The sequence below is a fragment of the Citrobacter braakii genome, from assembly GCF_009648935.1.
Taxonomy (GTDB): domain Bacteria; phylum Pseudomonadota; class Gammaproteobacteria; order Enterobacterales; family Enterobacteriaceae; genus Citrobacter; species Citrobacter braakii.
In genome coordinates, this window is sequence record NZ_CP045771.1 from 1978126 (window position 1) to 2002388 (window position 24263).

Annotated in this window: 23 protein-coding genes and 1 pseudogene; 8 read left to right on the top strand and 16 right to left on the bottom strand. The window is 51.0% G+C overall.

Going from position 1 to position 24263, the window contains the following annotated elements; translation table 11 throughout:
- Positions 1-55 precede the first annotated feature (55 nt).
- Positions 56-1354 (top strand): phosphopyruvate hydratase, encoded by a 1299-nt coding sequence (gene eno, locus GFC06_RS09215; protein WP_003034129.1) that lies wholly within the window; start codon positions 56-58, stop codon positions 1352-1354.
- Between the two features lie 47 nt (positions 1355-1401).
- Here eno and GFC06_RS09220 read toward each other — a convergent pair whose 3' ends face one another.
- The 10 genes from GFC06_RS09220 to GFC06_RS09265 form a co-directional block, all read right to left on the bottom strand.
- Positions 1402-2037 (bottom strand): helix-turn-helix transcriptional regulator, encoded by a 636-nt coding sequence (locus GFC06_RS09220; RefSeq protein ID WP_194831214.1) that lies wholly within the window; start codon positions 2035-2037, stop codon positions 1402-1404.
- A 249-nt stretch (positions 2038-2286) separates the two neighbouring features.
- Positions 2287-2802 (bottom strand): fimbrial protein, encoded by a 516-nt coding sequence (locus GFC06_RS09225; protein ID WP_153690061.1) that lies wholly within the window; start codon positions 2800-2802, stop codon positions 2287-2289.
- 39 nt (positions 2803-2841) lie between these two features.
- Positions 2842-3867, bottom strand: coding sequence for a fimbrial protein (locus GFC06_RS09230; RefSeq protein WP_153690062.1), 1026 nt, complete (start codon positions 3865-3867; stop codon positions 2842-2844).
- Positions 3868-3935: 68 nt separating this feature from the next.
- Positions 3936-4436 (bottom strand): fimbrial protein, encoded by a 501-nt coding sequence (locus GFC06_RS09235; RefSeq protein ID WP_052138005.1) that lies wholly within the window; start codon positions 4434-4436, stop codon positions 3936-3938.
- A 31-nt stretch (positions 4437-4467) separates the two neighbouring features.
- Positions 4468-5004 carry a fimbrial protein gene (locus GFC06_RS09240; protein ID WP_153690063.1) on the bottom strand — a complete coding sequence of 179 codons (537 nt, stop codon included), beginning with the start codon at positions 5002-5004 and terminating at the stop codon, positions 4468-4470.
- Positions 5005-5043: 39 nt separating this feature from the next.
- The gene (locus GFC06_RS09245) at positions 5044-5907 is read right to left on the bottom strand and encodes a fimbrial protein (protein ID WP_194831215.1); all 864 of its coding nucleotides are present in this window, start codon (positions 5905-5907) and stop codon (positions 5044-5046) included.
- 173 nt (positions 5908-6080) lie between these two features.
- Positions 6081-8660: a fimbria/pilus outer membrane usher protein gene (locus tag GFC06_RS09250; protein ID WP_153690065.1), complete on the bottom strand. Its 2580-nt coding sequence runs from the start codon at positions 8658-8660 to the stop codon at positions 6081-6083.
- Positions 8661-8719: 59 nt separating this feature from the next.
- Positions 8720-9394 carry a fimbrial biogenesis chaperone gene (locus GFC06_RS09255; protein WP_219816052.1) on the bottom strand — a complete coding sequence of 225 codons (675 nt, stop codon included), beginning with the start codon at positions 9392-9394 and terminating at the stop codon, positions 8720-8722.
- Between the two features lie 88 nt (positions 9395-9482).
- The gene (locus GFC06_RS09260; protein WP_153690066.1) at positions 9483-10013 is read right to left on the bottom strand and encodes a fimbrial protein; all 531 of its coding nucleotides are present in this window, start codon (positions 10011-10013) and stop codon (positions 9483-9485) included.
- A 400-nt stretch (positions 10014-10413) separates the two neighbouring features.
- On the bottom strand, positions 10414-11046 hold the full coding sequence (locus GFC06_RS09265) for a winged helix-turn-helix transcriptional regulator (protein ID WP_047499398.1): 633 nt from the start codon (positions 11044-11046) through the stop codon (positions 10414-10416).
- Between the two features lie 383 nt (positions 11047-11429).
- Here GFC06_RS09265 and GFC06_RS09270 point away from each other — a divergent pair, with 383 nt between their 5' ends.
- Both GFC06_RS09270 and queE read left to right on the top strand, forming a co-directional pair.
- Complete coding sequence (locus GFC06_RS09270) at positions 11430-12086, top strand: winged helix-turn-helix transcriptional regulator (RefSeq protein WP_046276166.1); 657 nt, start codon at positions 11430-11432, stop codon at positions 12084-12086.
- A gap of 113 nt (positions 12087-12199) precedes the next feature.
- Positions 12200-12871: a 7-carboxy-7-deazaguanine synthase QueE gene (gene queE / locus GFC06_RS09275; RefSeq protein WP_016154229.1), complete on the top strand. Its 672-nt coding sequence runs from the start codon at positions 12200-12202 to the stop codon at positions 12869-12871.
- A gap of 52 nt (positions 12872-12923) precedes the next feature.
- Here the strand turns inward: queE and GFC06_RS09280 are convergent, their stop codons facing one another.
- Both GFC06_RS09280 and GFC06_RS09285 read right to left on the bottom strand, forming a co-directional pair.
- Positions 12924-14402 (bottom strand): FGGY-family carbohydrate kinase, encoded by a 1479-nt coding sequence (locus GFC06_RS09280; RefSeq protein ID WP_153690067.1) that lies wholly within the window; start codon positions 14400-14402, stop codon positions 12924-12926.
- 26 nt (positions 14403-14428) lie between these two features.
- On the bottom strand, positions 14429-15727 hold the full coding sequence (locus GFC06_RS09285; protein WP_016154227.1) for an MFS transporter: 1299 nt from the start codon (positions 15725-15727) through the stop codon (positions 14429-14431).
- 318 nt (positions 15728-16045) lie between these two features.
- Between GFC06_RS09285 and GFC06_RS09290 the strand changes: the two genes are divergently transcribed.
- The 5 genes and pseudogenes from GFC06_RS09290 (at position 16046) to GFC06_RS09310 (ending at position 21360) form a co-directional block, all read left to right on the top strand.
- Positions 16046-16831 carry an SDR family oxidoreductase gene (locus GFC06_RS09290; RefSeq protein ID WP_153690068.1) on the top strand — a complete coding sequence of 262 codons (786 nt, stop codon included), beginning with the start codon at positions 16046-16048 and terminating at the stop codon, positions 16829-16831.
- Between the two features lie 59 nt (positions 16832-16890).
- A complete protein-coding gene (locus GFC06_RS09295) occupies positions 16891-18345 on the top strand; it encodes an FAD-binding oxidoreductase (protein WP_153690069.1) in 1455 nt (484 codons plus the stop codon).
- Between the two features lie 45 nt (positions 18346-18390).
- Positions 18391-19749: pseudogene (locus tag GFC06_RS09300) on the top strand (MFS transporter); the annotation flags it as partial.
- A complete protein-coding gene (locus GFC06_RS09305) occupies positions 19727-20509 on the top strand; it encodes an adenine nucleotide alpha hydrolase family protein (protein WP_153690071.1) in 783 nt (260 codons plus the stop codon). The pseudogene GFC06_RS09300 and the gene GFC06_RS09305, both read left to right, overlap by 23 nt.
- Positions 20506-21360, top strand: a complete 855-nt coding sequence (locus tag GFC06_RS09310) for an electron transfer flavoprotein subunit alpha/FixB family protein (RefSeq protein WP_153690072.1) — start codon at positions 20506-20508, stop codon at positions 21358-21360. The genes GFC06_RS09305 and GFC06_RS09310 overlap by 4 nt, the downstream gene beginning before the upstream one ends.
- Positions 21361-21410: 50 nt before the next feature.
- Here the strand turns inward: GFC06_RS09310 and GFC06_RS09315 are convergent, their stop codons facing one another.
- The 4 genes from GFC06_RS09315 to queD all read right to left on the bottom strand — a co-directional run bounded on the left by GFC06_RS09315 (position 21411) and on the right by queD (position 23969).
- The gene (locus tag GFC06_RS09315; RefSeq protein ID WP_016154221.1) at positions 21411-21986 is read right to left on the bottom strand and encodes a glycerol-3-phosphate responsive antiterminator; all 576 of its coding nucleotides are present in this window, start codon (positions 21984-21986) and stop codon (positions 21411-21413) included.
- A 16-nt stretch (positions 21987-22002) separates the two neighbouring features.
- Positions 22003-22263, bottom strand: a complete 261-nt coding sequence (locus GFC06_RS09320) for a ferredoxin family protein (RefSeq protein WP_016154220.1) — start codon at positions 22261-22263, stop codon at positions 22003-22005.
- The gene (locus GFC06_RS09325; protein ID WP_153690073.1) at positions 22254-23525 is read right to left on the bottom strand and encodes an FAD-dependent oxidoreductase; all 1272 of its coding nucleotides are present in this window, start codon (positions 23523-23525) and stop codon (positions 22254-22256) included. Before GFC06_RS09325 ends, GFC06_RS09320 begins: the two co-directional genes overlap by 10 nt.
- 81 nt (positions 23526-23606) lie before the next feature.
- Positions 23607-23969 (bottom strand): 6-carboxytetrahydropterin synthase QueD, encoded by a 363-nt coding sequence (gene queD / locus GFC06_RS09330; protein WP_016154218.1) that lies wholly within the window; start codon positions 23967-23969, stop codon positions 23607-23609.
- Between the last annotated feature and the right edge of the window lie 294 nt (positions 23970-24263).

Below are 24263 nucleotides of genomic sequence, written 5' to 3' on the forward strand. Positions count from 1 at the left end.
TCCGGGTGCATTGTTTGTCTGGAGTTTTAGTTTAACTTGTACTGAGGAAAATCTAATGTCCAAAATCGTTAAAATCATCGGTCGTGAAATCATCGACTCCCGTGGTAACCCGACTGTTGAAGCCGAAGTACACCTGGAAGGTGGTTTCGTTGGTATGGCAGCAGCTCCGTCAGGTGCTTCTACTGGTTCCCGCGAAGCACTGGAACTGCGCGACGGCGACAAATCCCGTTTCATGGGTAAAGGCGTACTGAAAGCTGTTGCAGCTGTTAACGGCCCAATTGCTCAGGCTCTGCTGGGTAAAGATGCTAAAGATCAGGCTGGCATCGACAAGATCATGATCGATCTGGACGGTACTGAAAACAAATCCAACTTCGGTGCAAACGCCATCCTGGCTGTGTCCCTGGCGAACGCCAAAGCAGCAGCTGCTGCTAAAGGCCTGCCGCTGTATGCACACATCGCTGAACTGAACGGTACTCCGGGCAAATACTCCATGCCGGTTCCGATGATGAACATCATCAACGGTGGTGAGCACGCTGACAACAACGTTGACATCCAGGAGTTCATGATTCAGCCGGTTGGCGCTAAAACCCTGAAAGAAGCCGTACGTATGGGTTCTGAAGTGTTCCACAACCTGGCTAAAGTTCTGAAAGCTAAAGGTATGAACACTGCAGTGGGTGACGAAGGCGGCTACGCGCCGAACCTGGGTTCCAACGCTGAAGCTCTGGCTGTAATCGCTGAAGCGGTTAAAGCAGCTGGCTACGAGCTGGGCAAAGACATCACCCTGGCGATGGACTGTGCAGCTTCTGAATTCTACAAAGACGGTAAATACGTTCTGGCTGGCGAAGGCAACAAAGCATTCACCTCCGAAGAATTCACTCACTTCCTGGAAGAACTGACCAAACAGTACCCGATCGTGTCCATCGAAGATGGTCTGGACGAGTCTGACTGGGACGGTTTCGCATACCAGACTAAAGTTCTGGGCGACAAAATCCAGCTGGTTGGTGACGATCTGTTCGTAACCAACACCAAGATCCTGAAAGAAGGCATCGAAAAAGGCATCGTTAACTCCATCCTGATCAAATTCAACCAGATCGGTTCTCTGACCGAAACTCTGGCTGCGATCAAAATGGCGAAAGACGCTGGCTACACCGCTGTCATCTCTCACCGTTCTGGCGAAACTGAAGACGCTACCATCGCTGACCTGGCTGTGGGTACCGCTGCAGGCCAGATCAAAACCGGTTCTATGAGCCGTTCTGACCGCGTTGCTAAGTACAACCAGCTGATTCGTATCGAAGAAGCTCTGGGTGAACAAGCGCCGTACAACGGTCGTAAAGAGATCAAAGGTCAGGCGTAATCCTGTTCTTTAACTCTTAACGTAAAAACCCGCTGCGGCGGGTTTTTTTATGCGTTCAGCGGAACTTGAAGCAGATAAATCTGCTGGCTGTTTTTATCGGCAAGTTTCTGAAGGAAGCAAAATAGCGCATGATTCGTTCGCAGATTAAACTTTTTGCGGATGATGTATTTATGCACATAGAGCGTTTTCTCTGAGATTGACATGTTGTGGGCAATCTCAGATGTCGTTATCCCCTGATAGATAAAGGACATAATACGCCTTTGCTGCCTGGTCAGGACTTTATGTGGACAATGAAGACATAATGTTTTCCCCGGCTGTATTTGCTTTTTTCTTGATTCCCGCCAGGCGGTTAATACTTTCTCTTTGACTGTCGACAGTGAGTCCTGTCGGTGAATAAAAATGATCCGGGCAATGCAAAAGGGCAGATCGGAAGGGGAGTCAATCACCTCATCGGTTAAGCCAATAATAATGCCTGTTGTCCTGTTTTGCAGTTCAGGAAAACACATGAGATGCTCTCCTGGAGCCAGAGAAATAACGACGATATCTGCCTTATCAAAGTTTTGTTGGGAGTAAGATGTTAAAAAAATGATGTTATTGGCGGTTCTTCCAAAGAATATCTCTATAAAAAAATGTTTCAATCCATCGCAATAAAATTCGTAAGGGTCCTGTATAAGTATTTTCATATTTAATATACCAGAAGCCAGCAGAGGCATTTATTAATAATAAGGGTATTTTTTATTAATTAAAATTCATTTGTACCAAAGAGTTAAACGTATTGGGAAGGGGGCAGATACCTGCCAGTAAAAAGGTCGCTGGACACAGGGGACAAAGTGCCAGGATAGAATAATTCATTTGTTGCACCATGATAAATATCCTTTACACAGAAATAGTTCGGTTTACTGATGAGTCATTGTGAATTGCAAAAGGGTCACTTAATTGTAGGTAAAGTTGGCCTGAACGATACCAGAGATCGTCCCCGGCATCACATTACCTTTGGAATAGGTCCGGGCACGTAAATTGTATGTAACGGTACGATCGGCGAGGACTGATTGAGTAATATTTGTATTATTTCCTTTCAGGTAACCGGTGCTGACCTGGATCAGTTCTATCGCAACGTTCGCCGTTCCGGTATTTTTATAGCGTACCGGAAAGTCGGGATCTTCCGTTCCGGTAAACGTCACGACTACGCTGGTGGTTCCCACCGGGCAACTGGCAAGGTTAATGGTAAAATTAACCGGGGTAGATGTTGTACCTGCCACTGCAATATCTGCAGCCGGGATGTCTCCTAAATTAACATTGATATTGCTGCCACTGGCTACGACACACGGGGACGCAATAACTTTCCCGGTAATATTAATATTGGTGGGTTCGGCCCCGGCAATACTGATTGTCGTCCCCAGATACAGTCCTGCCAGCGCCAGATGAATGTACTTTTTATGAATATTCATTTTAATTCTCTCCTTGTATAACTCTGATGGCGAAGTTGCCTACTGATAAGTAATATTGAGCGTCGCAGTGGCGTTAGCGCTGCCTGCGGTCACGTTGTTTTTCGTCTGAAAATAGCGTGCGGTAAAGGCTCCCGGAGGAAATTCCTGCCCGCCTGCTGAGGTTTTCAGCACGATGTTGTTATCCAGCTTCAGGGGCGTATTGCCATACAGCAGTTGGATCCCGATTCCGCTCGCAACTCCTGACATTCCTGCTCCCGATAACGCCAGGATACTGTCATTGGCGGTCTCTGCACTTTGCGTCCCACTTAACGATGCGTTAATGCGGGCGCCCGCATCACAGTTCAGGTCTATCGTGAAGGTCCGATCGCCTTTGGTGGTTCCTGCTCCGGTAAAACTATCCGCTAATACCGGATCCAGGGGAACAGCGATACTCGAGTTATTTATTGCACAGGCCTGGACCGTTACCACCACTGACCCCGCACCTGACCAGATGGGATTTAAATCCCACTGCCCGCTTTGATTATTTAACGAATAGCTTGAGGTTACAGACGGTATTGTCGTTATTGCTCCTGAGGCGACATTGGGCTTTGTTTTCACAAATTGCAGTGATGCTCCCATGGATAAACCCTGCGTGTCCTTGTTAAGTATATGGCAGGTGTAAGTCCGGGTTGAGTTTGAAATATGATCGTCAAACTGCACCGGGCAAAAAGACAATGAGCCTGTATTCAGGGCAAAATTATAACGAACGCCAATTCCGTCGATATTCGTGGGATAGACATCGGTATAACCTGCAACAGGGGCTGAATTAACCTGTAAACGCAAGTACACATCTCTGTCGGCGTCAGGATCCCCAAAGCAACCCAACCCCCATACTTCGCTGCCAATAGATCCAAATTTATCACTGAAAACATTCATGGTGGCGTCATCACGTTGATAATTTAGCGCTCCTGAGAACGTATAATATCCGCCGGAATTAACACAGCTGGCCGCTTCAACAGGGGCAGTAAACGCACTGGTTAACCCAAATACCAAAGTGAATATATAATTCTTCTTTTTCTGTAACATAACGCATACTCTCACCGCTATTTCAGGTGACTATTCTCAGTAACCCATTTAGAGCAGGGTAGTTTTGTTTATCGGTAAGTAAAATTCATTTGTACCAGGGAATTAAACGTACCGGGGAGGGTAGTGTCAGAGACGATCACCCGACCAGCCAGTAAAAAGGTTGCCTTGCGCTGAGCGTCAACGGGGACGCTCATGCTGCTGCCGTTGCCCTGCACCTGCGCCTTGTTCGTGTCCCGGGCCATTTGCACGGCGGCGTTGGCGGCGGTCCCCGTATTGGCATACAACGTGGGATCTTCTGCTGCCGGTTGTCCGTTGAACGTCACGTCCACCGATGTCGTTCCTGCCGGGCATTTGAAAAGCCTTACCTCAAACGATTTCCACGCGGAAGCATTTCCGTCGGCGCGCATTTCATTTAAGCGGAGCTGGCCGAAATTAACGCTCTGGTTTTGCGAGGCGATATCGACTACGCAGGGAGAAGCCACAACATGACCACCGATATTGATCTCCGCAGCATATGCAGGGCATGCCAGACAAAGCGCCGGGAGAACATATTTCATTTGTTGCTGCATGATAAACACCCGTTGAGCAGAGAAGTCAGGTTTACTGATAGGTGAAGGTGACTTGTGAAACAGTCACTATCGTGCCGGGCATAACGTCTGCCGCTGCAGCAATGGCGCGTGCGCCTATCGGGAAGGAGACAGTGCGGTCGGTTGCAACATTACGCTTTAATGTGGTTCCCGGACCTAAAAACTTACCGTTACCGGAACCCAGACTCTCTTTAAGCTGTACGTTAACATTGGTTGCCGTCCCGGTATTGGCATAATCCTCGGGGTTGTTCGCTGCTGGCGTTCCGGAAAAGGCCGCCGTTACCGATGTTGTGCCAAAAGGACAATCTTTTAAGATTAAATAAAAGATTTTGAATGCCGTGACGTTACCTGGCTGTCCCAGGGCGGTGGCCTGAATATTATCACCCAAATTAACATTGAGCTGTGATTGGGTGGTGTCAACGGTACAAGGTGAGGCGACGACTTTGCCGGTAATATTAATATTGACCGGTTCTGCTTCGGCAATATTTACTGCCGCTCCCAGATATAGCCCCGCCAGCGCCAGATGAATGAATCTTTTATGAATATTCATTTAGTCCCCTCCTTTTTATAACTCAGATGGCGGAGCCGTCTACTGATAAGTAATATTGAGCGTCGCTGTGGCGTTAGCGCTGCCCGCGGTCACGTTGTCTTTCGTCTGAAAATAGCGTGCGGTGAAGGTTCCCGGAGGGAATTCCTGACCGCCTGCTGAGGTTTTCAGCACGATGTTGTTATTCAGCTTCAGGGGCGTGCCGTCATAAAGCAGCTGGATCCCGATCCCTTTCGCAACCCCTGACGTTCCGGCCCCTGATAACGCCAGGATACTGTCATTGGAGGTCTCTGCACTTTGTGTCCCGCTTAACGATGCGTTAATGCGGGCACCTGCATCGCAGTTAAGATCTATCGTGAAGGTTCGCTCGCCTTTGGTTGTACCTCTTGCGGTGAACTCACTGCCTAAAGCATCAGGCAACGGTACGGTAATAGTTGAACTGTTTAGCGAACACGCTAACTGAATAACCTGACCTGCGACGATACTTCCCCTGACAACCTCAAGGTCACCGTAGGTTTTTTGAAAATACAATCCGCTATCAATATTTTTTGATGTTATCGGTCCCGTCTTATATAGCTCCACCGTTACGCCCTGACCCAGCCCGGAGCCATCGACAGGGATTGCACCCTGTCCCATTGTTCCTGTCCTGGGTGGGTTATCAAATGTATCTTGCGTGAACGCCGTATAATAGACCTTTATCCCGACGCCGGGGATCCCCGTACTATAGATATGGGGAAAACCGCTAATTGCATCGCGAAACATGGATACTGAAATTAATTCTCCCCCCTGACAACCGAACCATGGGCCAGTAAAGGGCGCAGGTAATTTTATCGTACCGATCTTCTGACCGACGGGAATATCACGTTGTACATAGATTGTACCAATATCTATATTATCCCATGCCATAACCCCCTGTTGTTGTTCGATTCTGCAGGTGGCAAGCGCAGAAAATGAACTGCACATTAGAGAAGCAGCGATCCAGATAATTTTCTGAAATTTCATTTTGCTCATTGGTATACCTCAATACGCAACAGGTATCAGATAAAAATTTAGTTTCTTTGAACGGCTAAGTTATTTACTTAATGACACCGCTGGCTAATGATCTGAATATCGCTATTTTCCGGCTTCGATTTCACCAGGGAATAGTTCACCTGACACTGCTGCTCTGCGCCTTTCCCCCATTTCACACTTAGCGCGCCGCTGTCGGCCAGACCGGTCAGATACACCTGTCCGCCATCGCCAACGATAAACGCCTGGGCGCTTTTCTGCGCGGTATCGCTGACCATCGCGCCAAATGGCACCGGCATTCCACCCTGCAGCAATAGCGTCATCATCACGCGCTGGCCCACGCTGGCGTTAAAGCTGGCCTGCACCACGGCTCCCCGCGTCGGTACCACGTTGCGGGTGGTCTGCGTCAGCTCCACGTTATCGGGCAGCGTCAGCGTATTCAGCTGCACCTGGTTTTTACGGTAGGGCGAGGTATAAGGCACGATGGTATAGCCGCGCCAGTCGGTTTTCACCCCGCTCTGGTTGCTCACGCCAACCCCAGAGGCACCTGGTGCCTGAACCAGCACGATGGTTTCACCCAGCGGTTGGCCGAAGGTGACGCCGCTGGCGTGCGCAACGATGCCGCCCTGTAGACCGTAGTTCAGCCGCTGGCTGTTTTTGTCGTAAGCATATCCTGTGGTGGCTTCAGCATAGGTCCCGCGATAGTCGGCGTTCAGATTACCGCTGTTGCCCGTCCCCTGGCTGCCGTAACCCTGCTGTATACTCCAGCTCAGGTTATTGCCCTCAAGCGTCGTACCATTGAGACCCACGGTGTGATTGGTGCTTCCTTTCTGGCTGCTGCTGACGTTCCACGACGCGTGGGCATTACTCAACCAGCGGCTCAGCGGAATGCTAACGTTCAGTGAGAACACCTGGTCGCGGTCATAGACCTTTTCTTTGCCGGAGCGCCCGCTGCGCGACGTCGAGTTGATGTTATAGCTGTAATTAAGCCCGTAGCTGATGCCGTTCCAGCTATTGTTGTAACCGGCGCTCATCGACCGCAGGGTCCGGCCGCTGTTCCAGTAGTCTTCGTTTATCAGGCTCAGCGACAGCGAACCCGCTCTTTCCCACAAATTCTGGCTCAGCGACAGTTCAGTACGGTTACGCCTGCGCTCGAAAAACGGCGGGGTGCTCCCGCCGCGCCAGGTATCCATGACTTCTGCCAGCGTGTAATAGCCGTCGGTCGAGTAGCGATAACCGGCAATGGCGAAGTTGGTCCCGGTTTCGACAATATTTTTGCTGTAGCGGATCCGCCATGACTGGCCTTTCTCCTTCGGCTGGCTCTGTATCTTCGACCAGCCCTGGGTGACATCCAGCGAAATCGCGCCAATTTCCCCCAGATTTTTACCGACTCCCAGAGCCAGCGACTGATAGTGGTCCGCGAACTGGCCGCCGCCGTAGAGGGTAAAACCCCGGGGCAGACCGTAGATCAGCGTCGCCTGGCTAAACGGCGTCTTTTCCACGCTGCGGTCATACGAACGATACAGGCCGCTGGTCAGCGAATATTTCAGCCGCTGTTCACGCTGGAGCACCGGCAGCGAGGCAAACGGTACGATGAGATTCTGTTCGCTGCCGTTATCTTCTTTAATCGTCACATAGAGATCCCCGCTGCCGCCGGTGGCGTACATGTCGTTGATTTCAAATGCGCCCGGCGCCACATAGCTCTGATAAATAACATACCCGTTCTGGCGGATAATCACCTGCGCATTGGTTCGCGCGATGCCTGTGATCGCCGGTGCATAGCCCTTCATGCTGTCGGGGATCATCTCCTCGTCGGACGCCAGCTGCGCGCCGCGAAAGGGAACGCTGTCGAAGATATCGGACGGGGAGGCGCTGTCTCCCAGCATCAGCTGGCTCTTCAGGACGCGAATATCACGGGACAAATAGGTATAGACGGTGTCCCAGCTGTCGCGACCGTTATTATCCCGCTGAAAAGTCGTGTAATTACGCAGCCGCCAGGGACCGATGTTCATGCCGGGACGCAGGTTGGCGTACTGGGTCGTACTGTCTGTGCCGCGACGATCCCGCGCCAGGGTAGTGGCGCCGTTCACGCTGTAATTAAGCAGCAGGGCGGTGATCCCATCATCCCACTGCGTTTCAGGAACGTAATCGCGTGGATTCATCGCAATGGCGGCCTGCGGAATGCTCAACAGCAGTTGCTGCGCGCTAAAGCGAAACTCAGCGCTGGCCTGCGGGATCGCGTCCAGCCTGGCGCACGGCGCGGCGGCATCGCCCAGATCCGGGAACAGGGCGGTTTTGACTCCCATCGCGCTAAGCTGGCTCACGCTCAGGCATGGCGACAGAAGCGCTTTCCCGTCCGGGCCGGGCTGCATGCTGAACTCCACTTCCCGGGTTTCCTGAAACTGGTTGTTGACAGAGATATCGACCCGGTAAACGCCCGGCGCCTGGCCGTTTTCCTCTTCAAATACGCTAAGATCGGTCTTTTCCTGATGCGGGTTGTCAATTTCCAGCATCAGCGGATTAAAATATTCCCTGGCGTGTGAGGCAAAAGTCGTTAAATTTAATAGTAAAAAGGGTGTCGAAAAAAGATAAATCAGCCTGCGGATATTATTGGTTTGTGGATATTCGCGCAGGTTTTTTGGGCTCCCCATCTGTGTAGTCCTTCCCTGAAGGGTAAATAATTAACGCCGGATTCCTGTGCTGTTATTTATCAGAACGAAGCACGATGAAGCTCGCCGATTCCGCCGTAATCATTAATAATTTTCCAGCTCACGCTATTACCCGCACCGCTGGGTAATTCAAAAATGGCGCTACTCTGCGGCGCAATATACCGGGCATCTTCCAGCTCTTTACCTGCAACGGTAACGCTCTGGAAATTCATATAAAATGAGGTCGGGTTACTCACCTCCAGCCGGTTGCCGCGGCGCTGCCAGGAAAGCTTATGGGTTAACACTTCCGCGGAGCCTGTTAAACCTTCAGGGCGATAGATCAGTTTGATGCGCGTCTTGACCGCGATCTGCAGCAGGTTTTTACCCTGATCTTTTTCTATCGAGGGGATACTCTTAATATTCAGCCAGTACAGCGATTCCCTATCCTGCGGTAGATTCCCGCCCGCCCGCACGACGCGCAAGACATTTTCCTGCCCGCCGTCCAGACGAAATAACGGCGGGGTGATCACAAACGGCGTTTTCTCTGCGCGATTAATTTCGGGCTCGACCCAGCTTTGTACCAGATAAGGTGCATGGTCCGGGTTGCTCACATTAATTGAAGACTCTTTCTTACTCCCATCGTAAATTAAGCGGGTGCCACCCACAATCAGGCCAGCCTGGGCTAACCCGGAGGTTATTATTAGTGCAGTCAGCAAGGTGAGAGGAATAAGTTTCATCATTAGTCATTCATTAAAAGAGTGAGGACGGACCGACAATAATCCATCGGTCCGAATAACAATTTCGTTATGCAGGTATGACGGGCTATTAATTATAAACAATGGTGAAACTTGCCATTGAATTAGCCTTGCCTGCAGTCACCGTTGTCGATGTGGCGATATAGCGCGCAATAAAATCCAGATTATTCACCACGCCGGTACCTGACGTCAGAGGGTATTGTTTGGATGCGTTATACAGCGGAATCGCGGTATTGGCATCGTCGTATAATTGAATCCCCACGCCGCCTGCCACGCCAGTTTCTGCGGTCAGGGCCAGCACGCCAGGACTCCCTGTCACCGGGGAGCCGTCAAACTTCACGGCCGCCTTGGTTGCGCTTACCGGGCAATCCGTGAGCTGCAACGTGAATTTGGTCGGTGCAGCAGTAGAGCCTGCGTTGGTAAAGGCGCTCTTACTGACCTGACCTAATGTCACCGTCAGCGGACTGGCCGGACTATTGGTGACTTTACAGGCGGCATCAATAATCTCGCCGTTAAAATTCACCTCCCCATCAGCTGCCATCGCTGAAACTCCAGCCAGAGACGAAATCAGCGCTCCCAGAGGCAGTAATTTGCTTTTCATGATCTATTCCTTGAGTATATTCAATTTATTAGTATTAATGTATTGCCAGGCAAACGGCAGCTTTTTGAAATTTATCAATAGAATATCGTCCCGTTTCCAGGCTCACAGATCTCTAATGATAATATTAATAAGAATGACAGTTCCCTGCTTTTATATTTAAAACGGGTTTGTCAAACGTTATAATTTGTATGAGATTATTCTTGTACATTTCAAAATATCCGGCAACACTTTTTTGGGTGTAATTTTACACCCTGTGTGTTTTCCGCGATAAAAGGGTTATGCCAGAGGGGTGGTAAGTCTTGGGAAAATAGCGACTGTCAGTTAACAAAACAAGAACATATTATAAGGGTAAACATTTCATCGAAGAGAGTACGTTATTTTTCTTCGTTGATACAATAGGTTAGTACTTTAACGGAAGATGCTCGATTGTCAAAAGGATGCCGTTTTCAATGCTGATATAGCCCCCCTTTTTAAGCTGGGCGAGGATTTTCATAATGCTGCTACGTGAAAGGCTGGTTTTCTGCTGGATATACTGCGCGGCAGAAACATCATGTCTGTATTCCGCTGGTTCACTCATCAACTCCTGTAACTGAACGCGGACAATTTCATAGGCACAGGTGGCCATGAGCCTGGTATTTATCGTATACAGTCGTGAGGTGACTCTGAGGCTATGGCAGGCCAGCAGCCTCCAGAGATTGTGCTCGGTGACGAACTGGTTGACCTTATCGGTACGGGTAATGGCGATCTCAGAGGTACTGTGGGTCTGAATAAACATCCCCGCCTCGGCGTAAAGTGTTCCACTGAGACCCATGATCCCTGGCACATACAGCGTGCCCAGCAGAATTTCACTCGTCTGATGATAGACGTTGCACACGCCGCTTCGTACCAGATAGCAGTACGCAACGCCATTATTATAAAGATATAACCGGGTGTTGGGAGGATACATAGCAAAAGTCGCCAGAGGAGCCAGGCTTTCCAGCAGTTCGGCGGTAGCGGAGAGGATCAGACTGCGATCCGGATGTTCGGTATCCATAACATACTCCTCATGTTGATTGACGCTCACTTAAAATTTGACTCAGAATTATCCGATAGATCTTAATCTTATTTCTTTTTAAATCAATATCTTCAAAGTAATATTTAATCTTGTTTATATAACAAAATAATTCTGATAAGTAATTTATGGTTTTATTACTTATTTCCTTTTACTAAAATGGCTGTAATATCAAATTGGATGATTTTTAAGAAGAATGAATTCAGTACCCATAATAGTATTATGGATATTTATGCAAGTTGTTTATGGGTGTAATTTTACACCCATAAACAACTTTTAAAAATCTAAAACAATTATCATAATTATCGTTTATGTGAGGGGAGTGCGTTAGGGGGATGTTCATAAGCCTATGGAGGGATTTATTTGTGAATAATAAAAAAAGAGCTACCTCAATAAGTTACAGCATCAGACACAAAAAGCCTCTGGCTGATATCAATCAACTGATAAGCATCCTTACACCTTCAGCCAATAAGTTGACGCTCGCCAATAAGCAGTCACTTAACTTTAGAGTGGAAGGGGAACATAAATGTTTTTTACTTCATCACGGTAACATTACGCTTTATCGCCATGCCGACGGTATTGCCTTAAATTCAGAATCAGCTCCCTACATATTTGGCTTAAGTACGCAGTTGCTGGAGCATGATTATTTCTATATCAGAACGAATGAGACTTCTGATATTAGCGTGCTTTCTATTGCCGATGCTAACCGGATTATCGACAGGAGTAACCTGTGGAAAGGCGTAGCCGCGCTATTAATTTATAGTGCGACAAGAATGTTCGATCACTGCACGAAGATCTCGGCATTATCTTCTTATGAGATTATATGCTATCAGCTCTATGAACTGATGGATGAAACAGAAGAAGTGAGAAATAATGTCAGCATTGTTTCTTATATTTTAAGCCGTACCTTTCTGTCACGCAGCAGCATCATGAAGATACTGGCTCAGCTGAAGACTGGAAATTATATCGAGACTGAAAAAGGCCTGCTCAGAGCGATAAACAACATACCTTCAAAATATTAAATCATCACCGCTGGCGACAGCACCTGAAGCCACAGAGGCGCGGCGGCTCCCGTACATGACCTGATGACCGAAATCTGCGATACTTATGCTTTATCCCCCTCACAGAGATGACTATGCAGTACCCGATTAACGAGATGTTCCAGACCCTGCAAGGTGAGGGTTACTTTACCGGCGTCCCCGCCATTTTTATTCGTTTACAGGGATGCCCGGTTGGCTGTGCCTGGTGCGATACCAAACACACCTGGGATAAGCTTGAGGATCGGGAAGTCTCCCTGTACAGCATCCTGGCTAAGACCAAAGAGAGCGATAAATGGGGCGCGGCAAGCAGCGAGGATCTGCTGGCGGTCATTGTGCGTCAGGGCTATACCGCCCGTCACGTGGTGATAACCGGTGGCGAGCCCTGCATTCATGACCTGATGCCGCTGACAGACCTGCTGGAAAAGAACGGCTTTAGCTGCCAGATTGAAACCAGCGGTACCCACGAAGTGCGCTGTACGCCGAATACCTGGGTGACCGTATCGCCGAAGGTGAATATGCGCGGCGGTTATGATGTGCTGTCGCAGGCGCTGGAGCGTGCGAATGAAATCAAACATCCGGTTGGTCGCGTTCGCGATATTGAAGCGCTGGATGAATTGCTGGCTACGTTGAGCGACGACAAACCGCGTATCATCGCCTTACAGCCAATCAGCCAGAAAGAAGATGCCACGCGTTTGTGTATTGATACCTGTATTGCGCGTAACTGGCGTCTGTCGATGCAGACCCATAAATATCTGAATATTGCCTGATGATAATGGGTTTATCGGCCTGCATTGAGTGCTACATGCAGGCCGGACAACCTTATGCGTTAGACCAGCTCTGAATCGAATTAACGTTATCCAGGCCGCCATGCAACACTTCATACGACTTTTTCAGGATCACATCGGTGTGCTGGGTTAAATCACGGAAAATCCCTTTGTTCAGCGCGTCATAGCGTCTGGCGTTGCTTTCTATTGGTGTGAATACATCTTTCACCCGCACCATTTTTTCTATCGCGGTCTCATAGTTCGGATAGAGACCAAGCCCTACCGCCGTATTAATTGCCGCGCCCAGGCTGGCGCAACCGTTAATGGCATTCCGTCTTGCTGGAAGATTGAACACGTCGGCAAAGATTTGCATGAATAGATCGCTGTTTGAACCACCGCCCGTAATGATCACTTGTTTAGCGAAGTGATTCATTTCGTTACACATATTGTCGTAATTGTTTTTCAGCGTCAGCGCAACGCTTTCCAGAATAGAGCGGTAAATCCATGCGTAGTCCATGCTGGAGTCAAAGCCAATCATGATCCCACGCTTGAACGGTTCCCACGGGTTGGTCAGCCAGTCCAGGACGGTCATCAGGCCATTGCAACCGGGTGGTACGCTGGCCGCTTTCTTGTTCAGCAAATCTTCCGGCGACAGATCCTGCGCTTTCGCATCCTGGATTAGTGATTCCCCCAACATGTCCCGCAGCCAACTGACCGTCCACATCCCTTTGCGAATGCCATAGCCTTCGTAGAGCAGCGTTTGCGGAATCGAAGACATAATTGGCCAATAAGCGACGGGATCTTTGGGCAGCGCTTTGCCGTTCATCATCAGGGCGATATAGGTGCCTAATGAGATAACCGCGGTTTCGTCGTCCAGCAATCCTGCGCCCAGGGCCTCTACCGGTTTGTCGCTGGTGGTGCAAACCACCGGTAATCCGGCAGGGAAGCTGGTCGCCTTCGCGGCAGCGTCGGTCAAGTGCCCGATCACGGTTCCCGGCATCTGCACCTCGAACAGCATCCTGCGCGGGATATTGAATTTCTTCACCACCTCCGGGTCGTCGCTCCATGTCCAGGTTTTGTAATCCACCGGCCACTGACCAAAGTAGTTGGCGATATTGTCTTTAAATTCACCGGTTAAGCGATGTGACAAATAACCTGAAAATGAGGTGACGTAAGCCACATCAGGATTGGCGTGCTCATAGGGGCGGGTGACGCGCGCGTCCTGCCAGCTGATCAATGGCGCAGCGGGCGTGCCGTCTGCTTTGAGCAATGCGCGACAGCAGCGAATGGAGCCCAGACCAATCCCGACAATGTCTTTTGGATCTCCCGCGAACTGGCTCATTAAGTCTTTGCCAGCAAAACACAATGAAGCCCATAAATCGTCGTCCGGATGCTCTGCCGTATCGGCGTCGGGAGTAAACATCGGTTGCAGGAGACCTTTTCCTTCACACACCACGTTACCTTCCAGATCGTACATCACTACCTTGGTACTCTGACTTCCGCCATCAATTCCAATGATGTATTTCTTTGACATTGTCATTCTCCTTTAATTTTCCATCTTCACTCGCCGGAGGTTTCTGCGGCCAGTGAGGTTATCTTTTCCGGTGCGGCATTGTTGGTGCGAATTTTGCGAAACAATAAGAATGTGAAGAGGATGACCATGCACAGCGCCGCCAGTCCCATCAGCCACATATTGCGATAGGCTTGTGCCGCCGGGAGCGTATCCTGCCAGTGGCCGACAATCGGATAGACGAACACGTCGGGCAGAAAACCGATCACCGAGCAGATCCCTACGGTGGTTCCCATGATGTAAGAAGGGGTTCTGGCCTCGCCGGGACAAGCCCAGTAAAGCCCGCGCGAGGCGTAGCAGGTGAAGCCCAGCAGCAGAATCAGGCCGATCCCCATAACTACGGACTGCGGATTTGAGTTCGTCACCAGCAGGGCAATCAGCGCAGCGGCGCCGACAATTGAAAGCAGTTGTACCACGCGCGTTGGCGACTTAATTTTGCTGTAGGTGGTGATGATGCCGCCCAGCGGCCCACAGATAGCCCGGAAGATCTTGTTGATGACGATCCCCATGTAGCTCGCCGCGACCAGCGACATGCCGTACATTTCAGTCAGATAGTTGGTGGAGTAGCTGAGAATGGCGTAGATCGTAAAGACGCCAAAAATAACCATGCTGCAATACCAGGTGGTGCTGATACGCAGCACGGCGATGATATCTTTGAGCTGAAACGCCTGCTTATCTTCCTTCGCACCGTGGTTGCGGCTGTTGCCATCGTTCACGAAGAACCAGCACAAAATTCCCAACAGGATGTAAACCACGCTATAAATCAGGATCACGGCCTTCAGGCTGTTGCTGTCGTCCGGTGCGAAGCGAGAAAAGACCCACATGGTAAATACCGCCAGCGACATGACGCCGACGCCGCGCAGGCCTTCCATCCAGCCCATGATTTTCCCTTGTTCACTGTGATCCCCCAGCAGCGAGGCGGCTTTAATTGATACCGACCACAGCATCAGGATTGTCGTGATGGCAAAGGCGACCTGAATACAGAGCATGACCCACAGCGGTGGATAGGTCATCATCAGCAGACCGAGCAAGCCGGTAATTATCATGGCTGAGGTGATCATTTTGCGATGGGAGAATTTATCGGCAATAACGCCGCTGGGCGCATACAGAATAATAGCGGCAACGCCAAAGGTACTCATTATTAATCCAATTTCGGTATTGCTAAATCCCATGAATTTTGCCATGGGAATTTGATAGATATAACGTAAATAGGCTAAATCAAAACTAACGCCACCGCTGAAACTAATAATGGCGAGTGTTATCCAACGGCGATATGAGGATTGTTGCATATCGGACTCTCATTTTATGCAGACAAAAAAAAGAGAAAAGTAAACCGCCCTTTCAGGTGGATTACTTTTCTCAGGTCTCTAGTAATTGCGCTTAGAAATAACATGGAAGTGTGGGTTATAGTGTGAGAATAATCACGCTTCTTGTTTTTAGTCATCAATACAAAATGAACAAAACATCTGTGATTTTGATCACGTTAGATATTTTCTCGTTATGCTAAAAATTCATTCCAGTTACCAGAGATAATGAGAAAGGTGACTTCCCTCTAGCGGGGGAAGTTGCCTTTCTTTTTTTTTGCCTAAAGGAATTTGGAGCCAGCTATGTCAATCGAATCTCTCAATGCATTCTCAATGAATTTTTTCTCCCTGAAAGGGAAAACGGCGATCGTAACGGGTGGCAACAGCGGTCTGGGTCAGGCTTTTGCGATGGCGCTGGCGAAAGCCGGGGCGAATCTGTTTATCCCAAGTTTTGTAAAAGATAACGGTGAAACGAAAGAAATCATTGAGAAACAGGGTGTTGAAGTTGAATTCATGCAGGTGGATCTCACCGAGAAAGGTGCCCCGCAGAAGATTATTGCCGCCTGCTGCGAGCGTTTTGGCACCGTTGATATTCTGGTGAACAACGCCGGAATTTGTAAGCTGAATAAGGTACTGGACTTTGGTCGTGCGGACTGGGATCCGATGATTGACGTCAACCTGACGGCTGCGTTTGAACTGAGCTACGAAGCGGCAAAAATTATGATTCCGCAAAACAGCGGTAAAATTATAAATATCTGTTCTTTGTTCTCTTATCTTGGCGGACAGTGGTCTCCGGCTTATTCAGCGACAAAACATGCGCTTGCCGGTTTTACCAAGGCGTATTGCGATGAACTGGGACAATATAATATTCAGGTTAACGGTATCGCACCGGGATATTATGCAACGGATATTACGCTGGCTACGCGCAGCAATCCGGAAACGAATCAGCGCGTATTGGATCATATCCCGGCTAATCGTTGGGGCGATACCCAGGATTTAATGGGGGCTGCGATATTCCTTGCCAGTCAGGCTTCTAATTATGTTAACGGTCATTTACTGGTCGTCGATGGCGGTTATTTAGTTCGCTAATCTCTACCTATAGTTTCTGTATTATTAATTGTTCTGCTAATTATCAGGAAGGAATAGTTATGCCTTTATCTCGCGAAGCGATTGTTGACCAGTTAAAAGAAATTGTTGGGTCCGAACGCGTAATTACCGATGAAACGGTATTAAAGAAAAACAGTATTGACCGCTTTCGTAAATATGCCGATATTCACGGTATTTATACACTACCCATTCCGGCGGCAGTGGTAAAACTCGGTTCGACAGAGCAGGTTTCCCGCGTTCTGGCGTTTATGAACCAACATAAAATCAATGGGGTTCCGCGTACCGGCGCATCCGCGACGGAAGGGGGGCTGGAAACGGTGGTTAAAGACTCCGTGGTGCTGGACGGGGCTGGGATGAACCAGATCCTGAGCATTGATATTGAAAATATGCAGGCGACCGCTCAATGCGGCGTTCCGCTTGAGATTCTGGAAAATGCATTGCGCGAAAAAGGATATACCACCGGGCATTCGCCGCAGTCTAAGCCGCTGGCGCAGATGGGCGGCCTGGTTGCAACCCGCAGCATCGGGCAGTTCTCCACTCTTTACGGTGCCATTGAAGATATGGTCGTGGGGCTGGAGGCGGTGCTGCCGGACGGCACGGTAACCCGCATCAAGAACGTGCCACGCCGGGCTGCCGGGCCGGACATTCGCCACATCATCATTGGGAACGAAGGCGCGCTGTGCTATATCACTGAAGTGACGGTGAAAATCTTCAAGTTCACGCCGGAAAATAACCTTTTTTACGGCTACATTCTGGACGATATGAATATCGGTTTCGACATCCTGCGTGAAGTGATGGTGGAAGGCTACCGTCCTTCGATTGCACGCCTGTATGACGCCGAGGATGGCACCCAGCACTTCACTCATTTTGCTGACGGGAAATGCGTGTTGATCTTCATGGCTGAGGGCAATCCGCGAATGGCGCAAGCCACTGGCGAGGGCATTGCGGAGATCGTCGCGCGTTATCCACAGTGTAAGCGTGTGGACAGCAAGCTGATTGAGAACTGGTTTAACCATCTGAACTGGGGCCCGGAAAAAGTGGCTGCTGAACGCGTGCAGATCCTGAAAACCGGCAATATGGGCTTTACGACGGAAGTTTCCGGCAGTTGGAGCTGCATCTATCAAATTTACGAAAACGTGATCCATCGTATCCGCACTGAGTTCCCACACGCGGATGACATCACCATGCTGGGCGGTCACTCTTCCCATAGTTATATCAACGGTACCAACATGTACTTTGTGTATGACTACAACGTGGTGGACTGCAAGCCGGAAGAGGAGATTGATAAGTACCACAACCCGCTTAACAAGATTATTTGCGAAGAGACGATCCGTCTTGGCGGCTCAATGGTGCATCACCACGGCATCGGCAAGCATCGTGTTCACTGGAGCAAGTTGGAACATGGCAGCGCGTGGCCGCTGCTGGAAGGTCTGAAACGTCAGTTTGATCCAAACGGCATGATGAACACGGGAACGATCTACCCGATTGAGAAATAAACATCAGCTGGCTTCCTGATCGGGAAGCCACAATTTTACCGGACAGGGGTAGAAATGAACACTTCACCGGTGCGAATGGACGATTTACCGCTTAACGGTTTTCACTGTCGTATTGCCGCCTTGACCTTTGGTGCTCACCTTACCGACGGCTATGTTCTTGGCGTTGTCGGCTATGCCATTATTCAGTTAACACCTGCCATGCAGCTCACACCGTTTATGGCCGGGATGATTGGCGGCTCGGCGCTGCTCGGGTTGTTTCTCGGTAGTCTGGTGTTGGGCTGGATTTCAGACCACATTGGTCGACAGAAGATCTTCACTTTCAGCTTTGTGCTGATCACTATCGCCTCTTTTTTACAGCTTTTCGCCACTTCGCCAGAGCAGCTCATTGTGTTACGTATTCTGATTGGGATTGGGCTGGGAGGCGATTATTCCGTAGGGCACACTCTGTTGGCCGAATTTTCTCCACGACGACATCGGGGAGTGTTACTGGGGGCGTTCAGCGTGGTATGGACCATCGGCTATGTGCTGGCAAGCCTGGCGGGACACTATTTTATTACCGAAAGCCCGGATGCCTGGCGCTGGCTGCTGGCGTCGGCGGCGCTGCCCGCACTATTGATTACCCTGCTACGCTGGGGGACGCCGGAATCTCCCCGCTGGCTGCTGCGCCAGGGGCGTTTCGCCGAAGCCCATGCCATTGTTCACCGCTATCTTGGGCCGCACGTATTGCTCGGCGACGAGGTTTCTGCGGCGTCCGGGAAACATATCAAAACGCTCTTTTCCCCCCTCTACTGGCGGCGAACCGCGTTTAACAGCGTGTTTTTTGTTTGTCTGGTGATCCCGTGGTTTGTTATCTACACCTGGCTGCCCACTATTGCCGGGACCCTCGGCCTGGAGGATGCGCTCACCGCCAGCCTGCTGCTGAATGCGTTGTTAATCGTTGGCGCATTGCTGGGGTTGGTATTGACACATCTGCTGGCGCACCGCCGGTTTCTGCTTGGGAGTTTTTTTCTGTTGGCTGCCACGCTGGTGGTGATGGCTTTTCTGCCATCTGGTAGCTCGTTGACGCTGCTGCTTTTTGTCCTGTTCAGCACCACAATTTCTGCGGTCAGTAATCTGGTAGGGATCCTGCCTGCTGAAAGCTTCCCGACGGATATCCGCTCGCTGGGCGTGGGTTTTGCGACGTCGATGAGCAGGCTGGGCGCGGCAATCAGCACCGGCCTTCTGCCCTGGACGCTGGCGCAATGGGGGATGCAGGTCACGTTGCTGCTGCTGGCTGGCGTGCTCCTCATTGGATTTATGGTGACATGGCTATGGGCACCGGAAACGAAGGCATTGCCGCTGGTGGTGGCCGGAAGTGTGGAGAAAAGACAGGGAGGAGCACATGAACATTCTGTTCGCGTTTAAGGCCGAACCAGACTCCGGCATGTTGGCGGAAAAAGACTGGCTGGCGGCGACGGAAGATACCCGTGGCCCGGACACCGCGCTGCTGCGCTGTTCTCCTAGTGCCGATGAGCAGGCGGCTGCAGCATTACTGCTGGCGCAACGTCGTGAAGGTTGTGATATGACGTTAACCGCGCTAAGCATTAGCGATGAGCGTGCGATTCATTGGTTGCGCTATTTTGCCGCGCTGGGTTTTGATAAGCCGGTGTTGCTGGAAACGACGGCGGATCTGCGCTTTGCGCCGGAATTCATTGCCCGGCAAATAACTGACTGGCAGCGTCATCACGGCGCGGATTTGATTATCACTGGTTGTCAGAGTAGCGAAGGGCAGAACGGGCAAACGCCATTTCTGATGGCTGAAATGTTGGCCTGGCCCTGCTTTACCCAGGTGGAGCGTTTTACGCTGACGCCGCCTTTTGTTGTTGTCGAGCAACGAACGGCGACCGGATTACGCCGCTGCCGGGTGCGGCTTCCGGCGGTGATTGCCGTCAGGCAGTGTGGTGAAGTGGCGCTTCCCGTCCCCGGAATGCGTCAGCGTCTGGCGGCGGCAAAAGCGGAGATTGTGCGCCAGCCAGCCTCTCATGATGTCCCCCCGAACGTGCAATGTCAGAAGCTGGTGCGACCGGCGCAGCGGCGCAGCGCCACGAATATCGACGGCGTGACGGCGCAGGAAAAAGCCCGGATATTGTGGAATGATTATTTGCGCCAGAGGATGCAGCCATGAAGATCGTTGTGATTACGGAATCGGGTGAATGCGCTGCACTGGCAGGCTGGATTGCAGAAAACGCGCTTAACGCAGCAGAACTGGAACGCTGGACTCTCGACCCGATGCCGGACGTGGCGGAGCAGGTGCTGGACGCGCTGGCGGCGCAGTGGTTGCTGACGCCAGCCGACATCCTGATTTTCCCGGCGGGTGCGCTAGGGGATGAGCTTGCGACGCGGCAGGCCTGGCGTCTGCATGGCGGCAGCGTTTGCCAGGTGCAGACGCTGGATGCACAACAGGGGCTGGTGACGAAATCCCACTGGGGGAATGCGCTGACGGCTACGTTGCAAATCACCGCGCGCCCCTGGTGCCTGTCACTGGCACGACAACCGGAAACGAGCGCGTCGGGCAACGTTCTTCCCGTGATGGTGGAACGCCGAATTGCCCCCACCACACCTCCGGGCTGGCTGGATAGCGTAGAAAGCATCGACCGTGTTACAGCTCATCCTTTGTTGCAGGCCGGGCGTGTGCTGGTGGTGGGGCAGGGAAGAGGTGACGCCGATGCCGAAAAAATTACCGCTCTCGGTAAGGTGCTTGGTGCCGAAGTGGGCTACAGCCGTGCACGGGTGATGAATGGCGGCTTTGATGCTGAGCGCGTGATTGGCATCTCAGGTCATCTGCTTGCGCCGGATGTCTGCATTGTGGCGGGAGCGTCCGGCGCGGCGGCGCTAATGGCCGGGGTTCGTCAGAGCCGGTTTGTGGTGGCGATAAACAGTGACGCCAGAGCGCCGGTCTTTTCACAGGCGGATGTCGGCATTGTGGATGACTGGCTGCCGGTGTTGGAGGCGTTGGCAGCTATCACAGAAAATTAATTCAGGGGCAGGCCGGATCAGGTGTTTACACCGCTATCCGGCACCTCGGGTTAATGCAGCTTTTTCGCTAACGTCCAGACGTCGGTGTTGGTAGTTGAAAGCGCCGCCACACCGGCTTTCATCGCATTGCGGGCGTCTTCTTCATCGCAAACCAGACCACCGGCAATCAACGGCTGGCGTATTTTTTCCGTCACCCATCCCAGCACTTTCGGCATACAGCCCGGTAGTATCTCAATACAGTCCGGGTTCGACTGTGCGACCTGCTTATCAATGTTGTGAAAAGAGATAGAGTCGACGATAAACAGGCGATGAATACAGAAAAAGCCCTCCGCCCGCGCGGCTTTCAGCATCGACGCTTTGGTACTGATGATGCCGTCGGCCTCGGTGACCAGCTTCAGAAACTGGATCACCACCTCTTTATTGGACGCGCCCTCCAGCAGATCAACGTGGATAAATGCGTACTTACCGGCAGTTTTAATTTTCTTCACGATATGGCTGATGGTGCAGATATTGCCGTACAAAACAGAGATGAACTGGCATTCGGAATCGATGGCTAATTGCAGACTGGCGTTGTCTTTCACCGCGGCAATGACCGGATTCTGGCGGAGCAGGTGTAACAGGGGCATAAATTATCCTATTAAATTATCCAAATCGGTAAGTGATGCCAAAGCCGGACGCGGGGTAGCGCCACTGTTGCAGCGTTTTTTCATCACACAGCAGTCGACAGGTGCCGCACTCCAGGCAGCCGCGAAAGTTGACCCGTAGCTCACCTTCCGCCGTAAGAGAAAACAGTCCGGCGGGGCAGGATGCGATCAGCCGTTGTGCCGTTTCGCTGTCAACAACGGTCGCAGGAACAATATGTGAAATGTCGGCGGGACGCCAGACGTTACGGGCTACAGACATCGTAAGCTCTTGATGATATCGCCTGCCAGATGACGCAGGCCGTGACGACGAAACTGACGCCAGACAATCTGGCGCAGCGGGGCTACCGGATGATTACCCTGATGCCAGATTTCGCGCGAGACCGACTCCATCAGCATGGGCCATTGGCGATACCATCCGGGGCGCTGGAGCAACGCTGGAACATCCCGGTAACGTTGTAGAACGTCCCACAGCAGGCTGTGCTGGATGTCGTGGTGATAAGCCGGAAACAGGTTTTGCGGCTCGCGTTTCCGGCAGGCGTTAATCAATGTTTGCGCCGCCGCCTGAGCGCCAATGAGCGCCATATCCATGCCGCGAACGGAGAAACCGGTATTCACACAACTGCGCAGCGCATCGCCCACCAGCAGCCAGCCGTCTCCGGCGTACTGTACGGGCAGGCTGTGCAGGCCGCCTTCTGGTACCAGATGTGCGCCATATTCCAGCGTTTCACTGCCCCTGAGCAGCGGATGTAACGCCGGATGCGTCTTGAGCCGCTCCAGCAGTTCAGTCGCCGGGACATCGCTCTGTGCCAAAGAGGAGAGCGGACAAACCACGCCCAGAGAGAGCGTATCTTGATTGGTATAGAGAAACGCGCCGCCGGGAAGCTCGCCACAAATATTGCCACTAAACAGCATTGCCGCGCCTTCGTCATTGGATAAGCGGAAACGTTCCTCAAGTAACGATTTATCCAGCGCCAAAGTCTCTTTAATGCCTAATGCCATTGCGGCTGTCGAGGGACGCGGCAGGAATCCGTAGCGCTCGGCCAGTACGCTGTTTGCCCCTTCCGCCAGTACCACATAACGGGCGCGCAGCGTCTCGTTATCGGCAATGACGCCGCAGACTCTGCCCTCTTCGATATGGAGCGCCTCGACCGTCACACCGCTGATAAACTGTACGCCTTCGTCCTCGGCCTGGGCGACAAACCACGGGTCGAAGCGGGCGCGCAGCAGGCTCCATGAGTCTCCATCCGGTTGCAGGCTGGAGTACGTCGTTGCGCCATCGCGAGTTAACAGCGAGAGATTTTCCTGGGTAATTCGGCGTTCAAGTGGGGCTGAATGTTGGAAGTGGGGAAGAAGTTCACCGAGCGCGTGAGTATACAGACGCCCGCCGGAAAGGTTTTTACTGCCGGGACGCTCGCCGCGTTCAATAAGCAAAACTGACAGTCCTGCTCGCACGCAGCGTAAAGCACAAGCGGTGCCCGCTATCCCTGCACCGATAATAATAATATCGAAATCGTCAGACATGTTGTGCTCCAGATATCCAGAGCACATAACCCTAACAGAGTGTTAGTTAAGGAAAATTGACCGTCGCCACAGACGATACAATCATTCCCCGCGATACACGCAGCCTGCTGTGCAGGTCTCTTTCACCATTACGGCACTCAGCAGAGGGACAACTGGTTTAACCTGATCCCAAATCCATTTGGCCAGAACTTCACTGGTTGGGTTTTCTAAGCCAGGAATATCGTTCAGATAGTAGTGATCGAGTCTGTTGTAAGTTGGCTTAAACGCGGCTTTTAACTCAGAAAAATCCATGATCCAACCGGTATGCGGATCCACTTCACCGGTAATTTCAAGACGCACCATAAATGAGTGACCATGCAGGCGGCCACACTTATGCCCTTCCGGTACATGCGGCAGGCGGTGAGCGGCTTCGAAGGTGAAATCTTTAAACAAGGTGGTGGACATTTTTTACTCTCAAGAATGCGAAAAACCGCCGTAGGGTACCGTAAAGAGCGAATTTTATCATTAGTTAAAAGGGCGCTGAGTATCAGAACGACCGATTCATGATGGTAATATTTAATAATTATTGATATATCATATAGTTATCCAATCTGTTTTGCTGTTAATAACTATAACTAAAACAGGTTAGTTCATTTGGTTATTTGTTATTTCTATCCCTTCTTTAATTGTTACTATCCCCGCCGTTAACCTTATCTTCAGTTTGGGTTTTATTGCTGAAATCCGCTTTGCTTACTGGAA

Coding starts and splice junctions, on each gene's coding strand:
- GFC06_RS09220 (WP_194831214.1), bottom strand. CDS start 2,037: ATGAAAATACTTATACAGGACCCTTACGAATTTTATTGCGATGGATTG.
- GFC06_RS09260 (WP_153690066.1), bottom strand. CDS start 10,013: ATGAAAAGCAAATTACTGCCTCTGGGAGCGCTGATTTCGTCTCTGGCT.
- eno (WP_003034129.1), top strand. CDS start 56: ATGTCCAAAATCGTTAAAATCATCGGTCGTGAAATCATCGACTCCCGT.
- GFC06_RS09250 (WP_153690065.1), bottom strand. CDS start 8,660: ATGGGGAGCCCAAAAAACCTGCGCGAATATCCACAAACCAATAATATC.
- GFC06_RS09255 (WP_219816052.1), bottom strand. CDS start 9,394: ATGAAACTTATTCCTCTCACCTTGCTGACTGCACTAATAATAACCTCC.
- GFC06_RS09310 (WP_153690072.1), top strand. CDS start 20,506: ATGAAGATCGTTGTGATTACGGAATCGGGTGAATGCGCTGCACTGGCA.
- GFC06_RS09315 (WP_016154221.1), bottom strand. CDS start 21,986: ATGCCCCTGTTACACCTGCTCCGCCAGAATCCGGTCATTGCCGCGGTG.
- GFC06_RS09295 (WP_153690069.1), top strand. CDS start 16,891: ATGCCTTTATCTCGCGAAGCGATTGTTGACCAGTTAAAAGAAATTGTT.
- GFC06_RS09240 (WP_153690063.1), bottom strand. CDS start 5,004: ATGAATATTCATAAAAGATTCATTCATCTGGCGCTGGCGGGGCTATAT.
- GFC06_RS09280 (WP_153690067.1), bottom strand. CDS start 14,402: ATGTCAAAGAAATACATCATTGGAATTGATGGCGGAAGTCAGAGTACC.
- GFC06_RS09285 (WP_016154227.1), bottom strand. CDS start 15,727: ATGCAACAATCCTCATATCGCCGTTGGATAACACTCGCCATTATTAGT.
- queD (WP_016154218.1), bottom strand. CDS start 23,969: ATGTCCACCACCTTGTTTAAAGATTTCACCTTCGAAGCCGCTCACCGC.
- GFC06_RS09235 (WP_052138005.1), bottom strand. CDS start 4,436: ATGCAGCAACAAATGAAATATGTTCTCCCGGCGCTTTGTCTGGCATGC.
- GFC06_RS09245 (WP_194831215.1), bottom strand. CDS start 5,907: ATGGCATGGGATAATATAGATATTGGTACAATCTATGTACAACGTGAT.
- GFC06_RS09265 (WP_047499398.1), bottom strand. CDS start 11,046: ATGGATACCGAACATCCGGATCGCAGTCTGATCCTCTCCGCTACCGCC.
- GFC06_RS09320 (WP_016154220.1), bottom strand. CDS start 22,263: ATGTCTGTAGCCCGTAACGTCTGGCGTCCCGCCGACATTTCACATATT.
- GFC06_RS09325 (WP_153690073.1), bottom strand. CDS start 23,525: ATGTCTGACGATTTCGATATTATTATTATCGGTGCAGGGATAGCGGGC.
- GFC06_RS09305 (WP_153690071.1), top strand. CDS start 19,727: ATGAACATTCTGTTCGCGTTTAAGGCCGAACCAGACTCCGGCATGTTG.
- queE (WP_016154229.1), top strand. CDS start 12,200: ATGCAGTACCCGATTAACGAGATGTTCCAGACCCTGCAAGGTGAGGGT.
- GFC06_RS09230 (WP_153690062.1), bottom strand. CDS start 3,867: ATGTTACAGAAAAAGAAGAATTATATATTCACTTTGGTATTTGGGTTA.
- GFC06_RS09225 (WP_153690061.1), bottom strand. CDS start 2,802: ATGAATATTCATAAAAAGTACATTCATCTGGCGCTGGCAGGACTGTAT.
- GFC06_RS09290 (WP_153690068.1), top strand. CDS start 16,046: ATGTCAATCGAATCTCTCAATGCATTCTCAATGAATTTTTTCTCCCTG.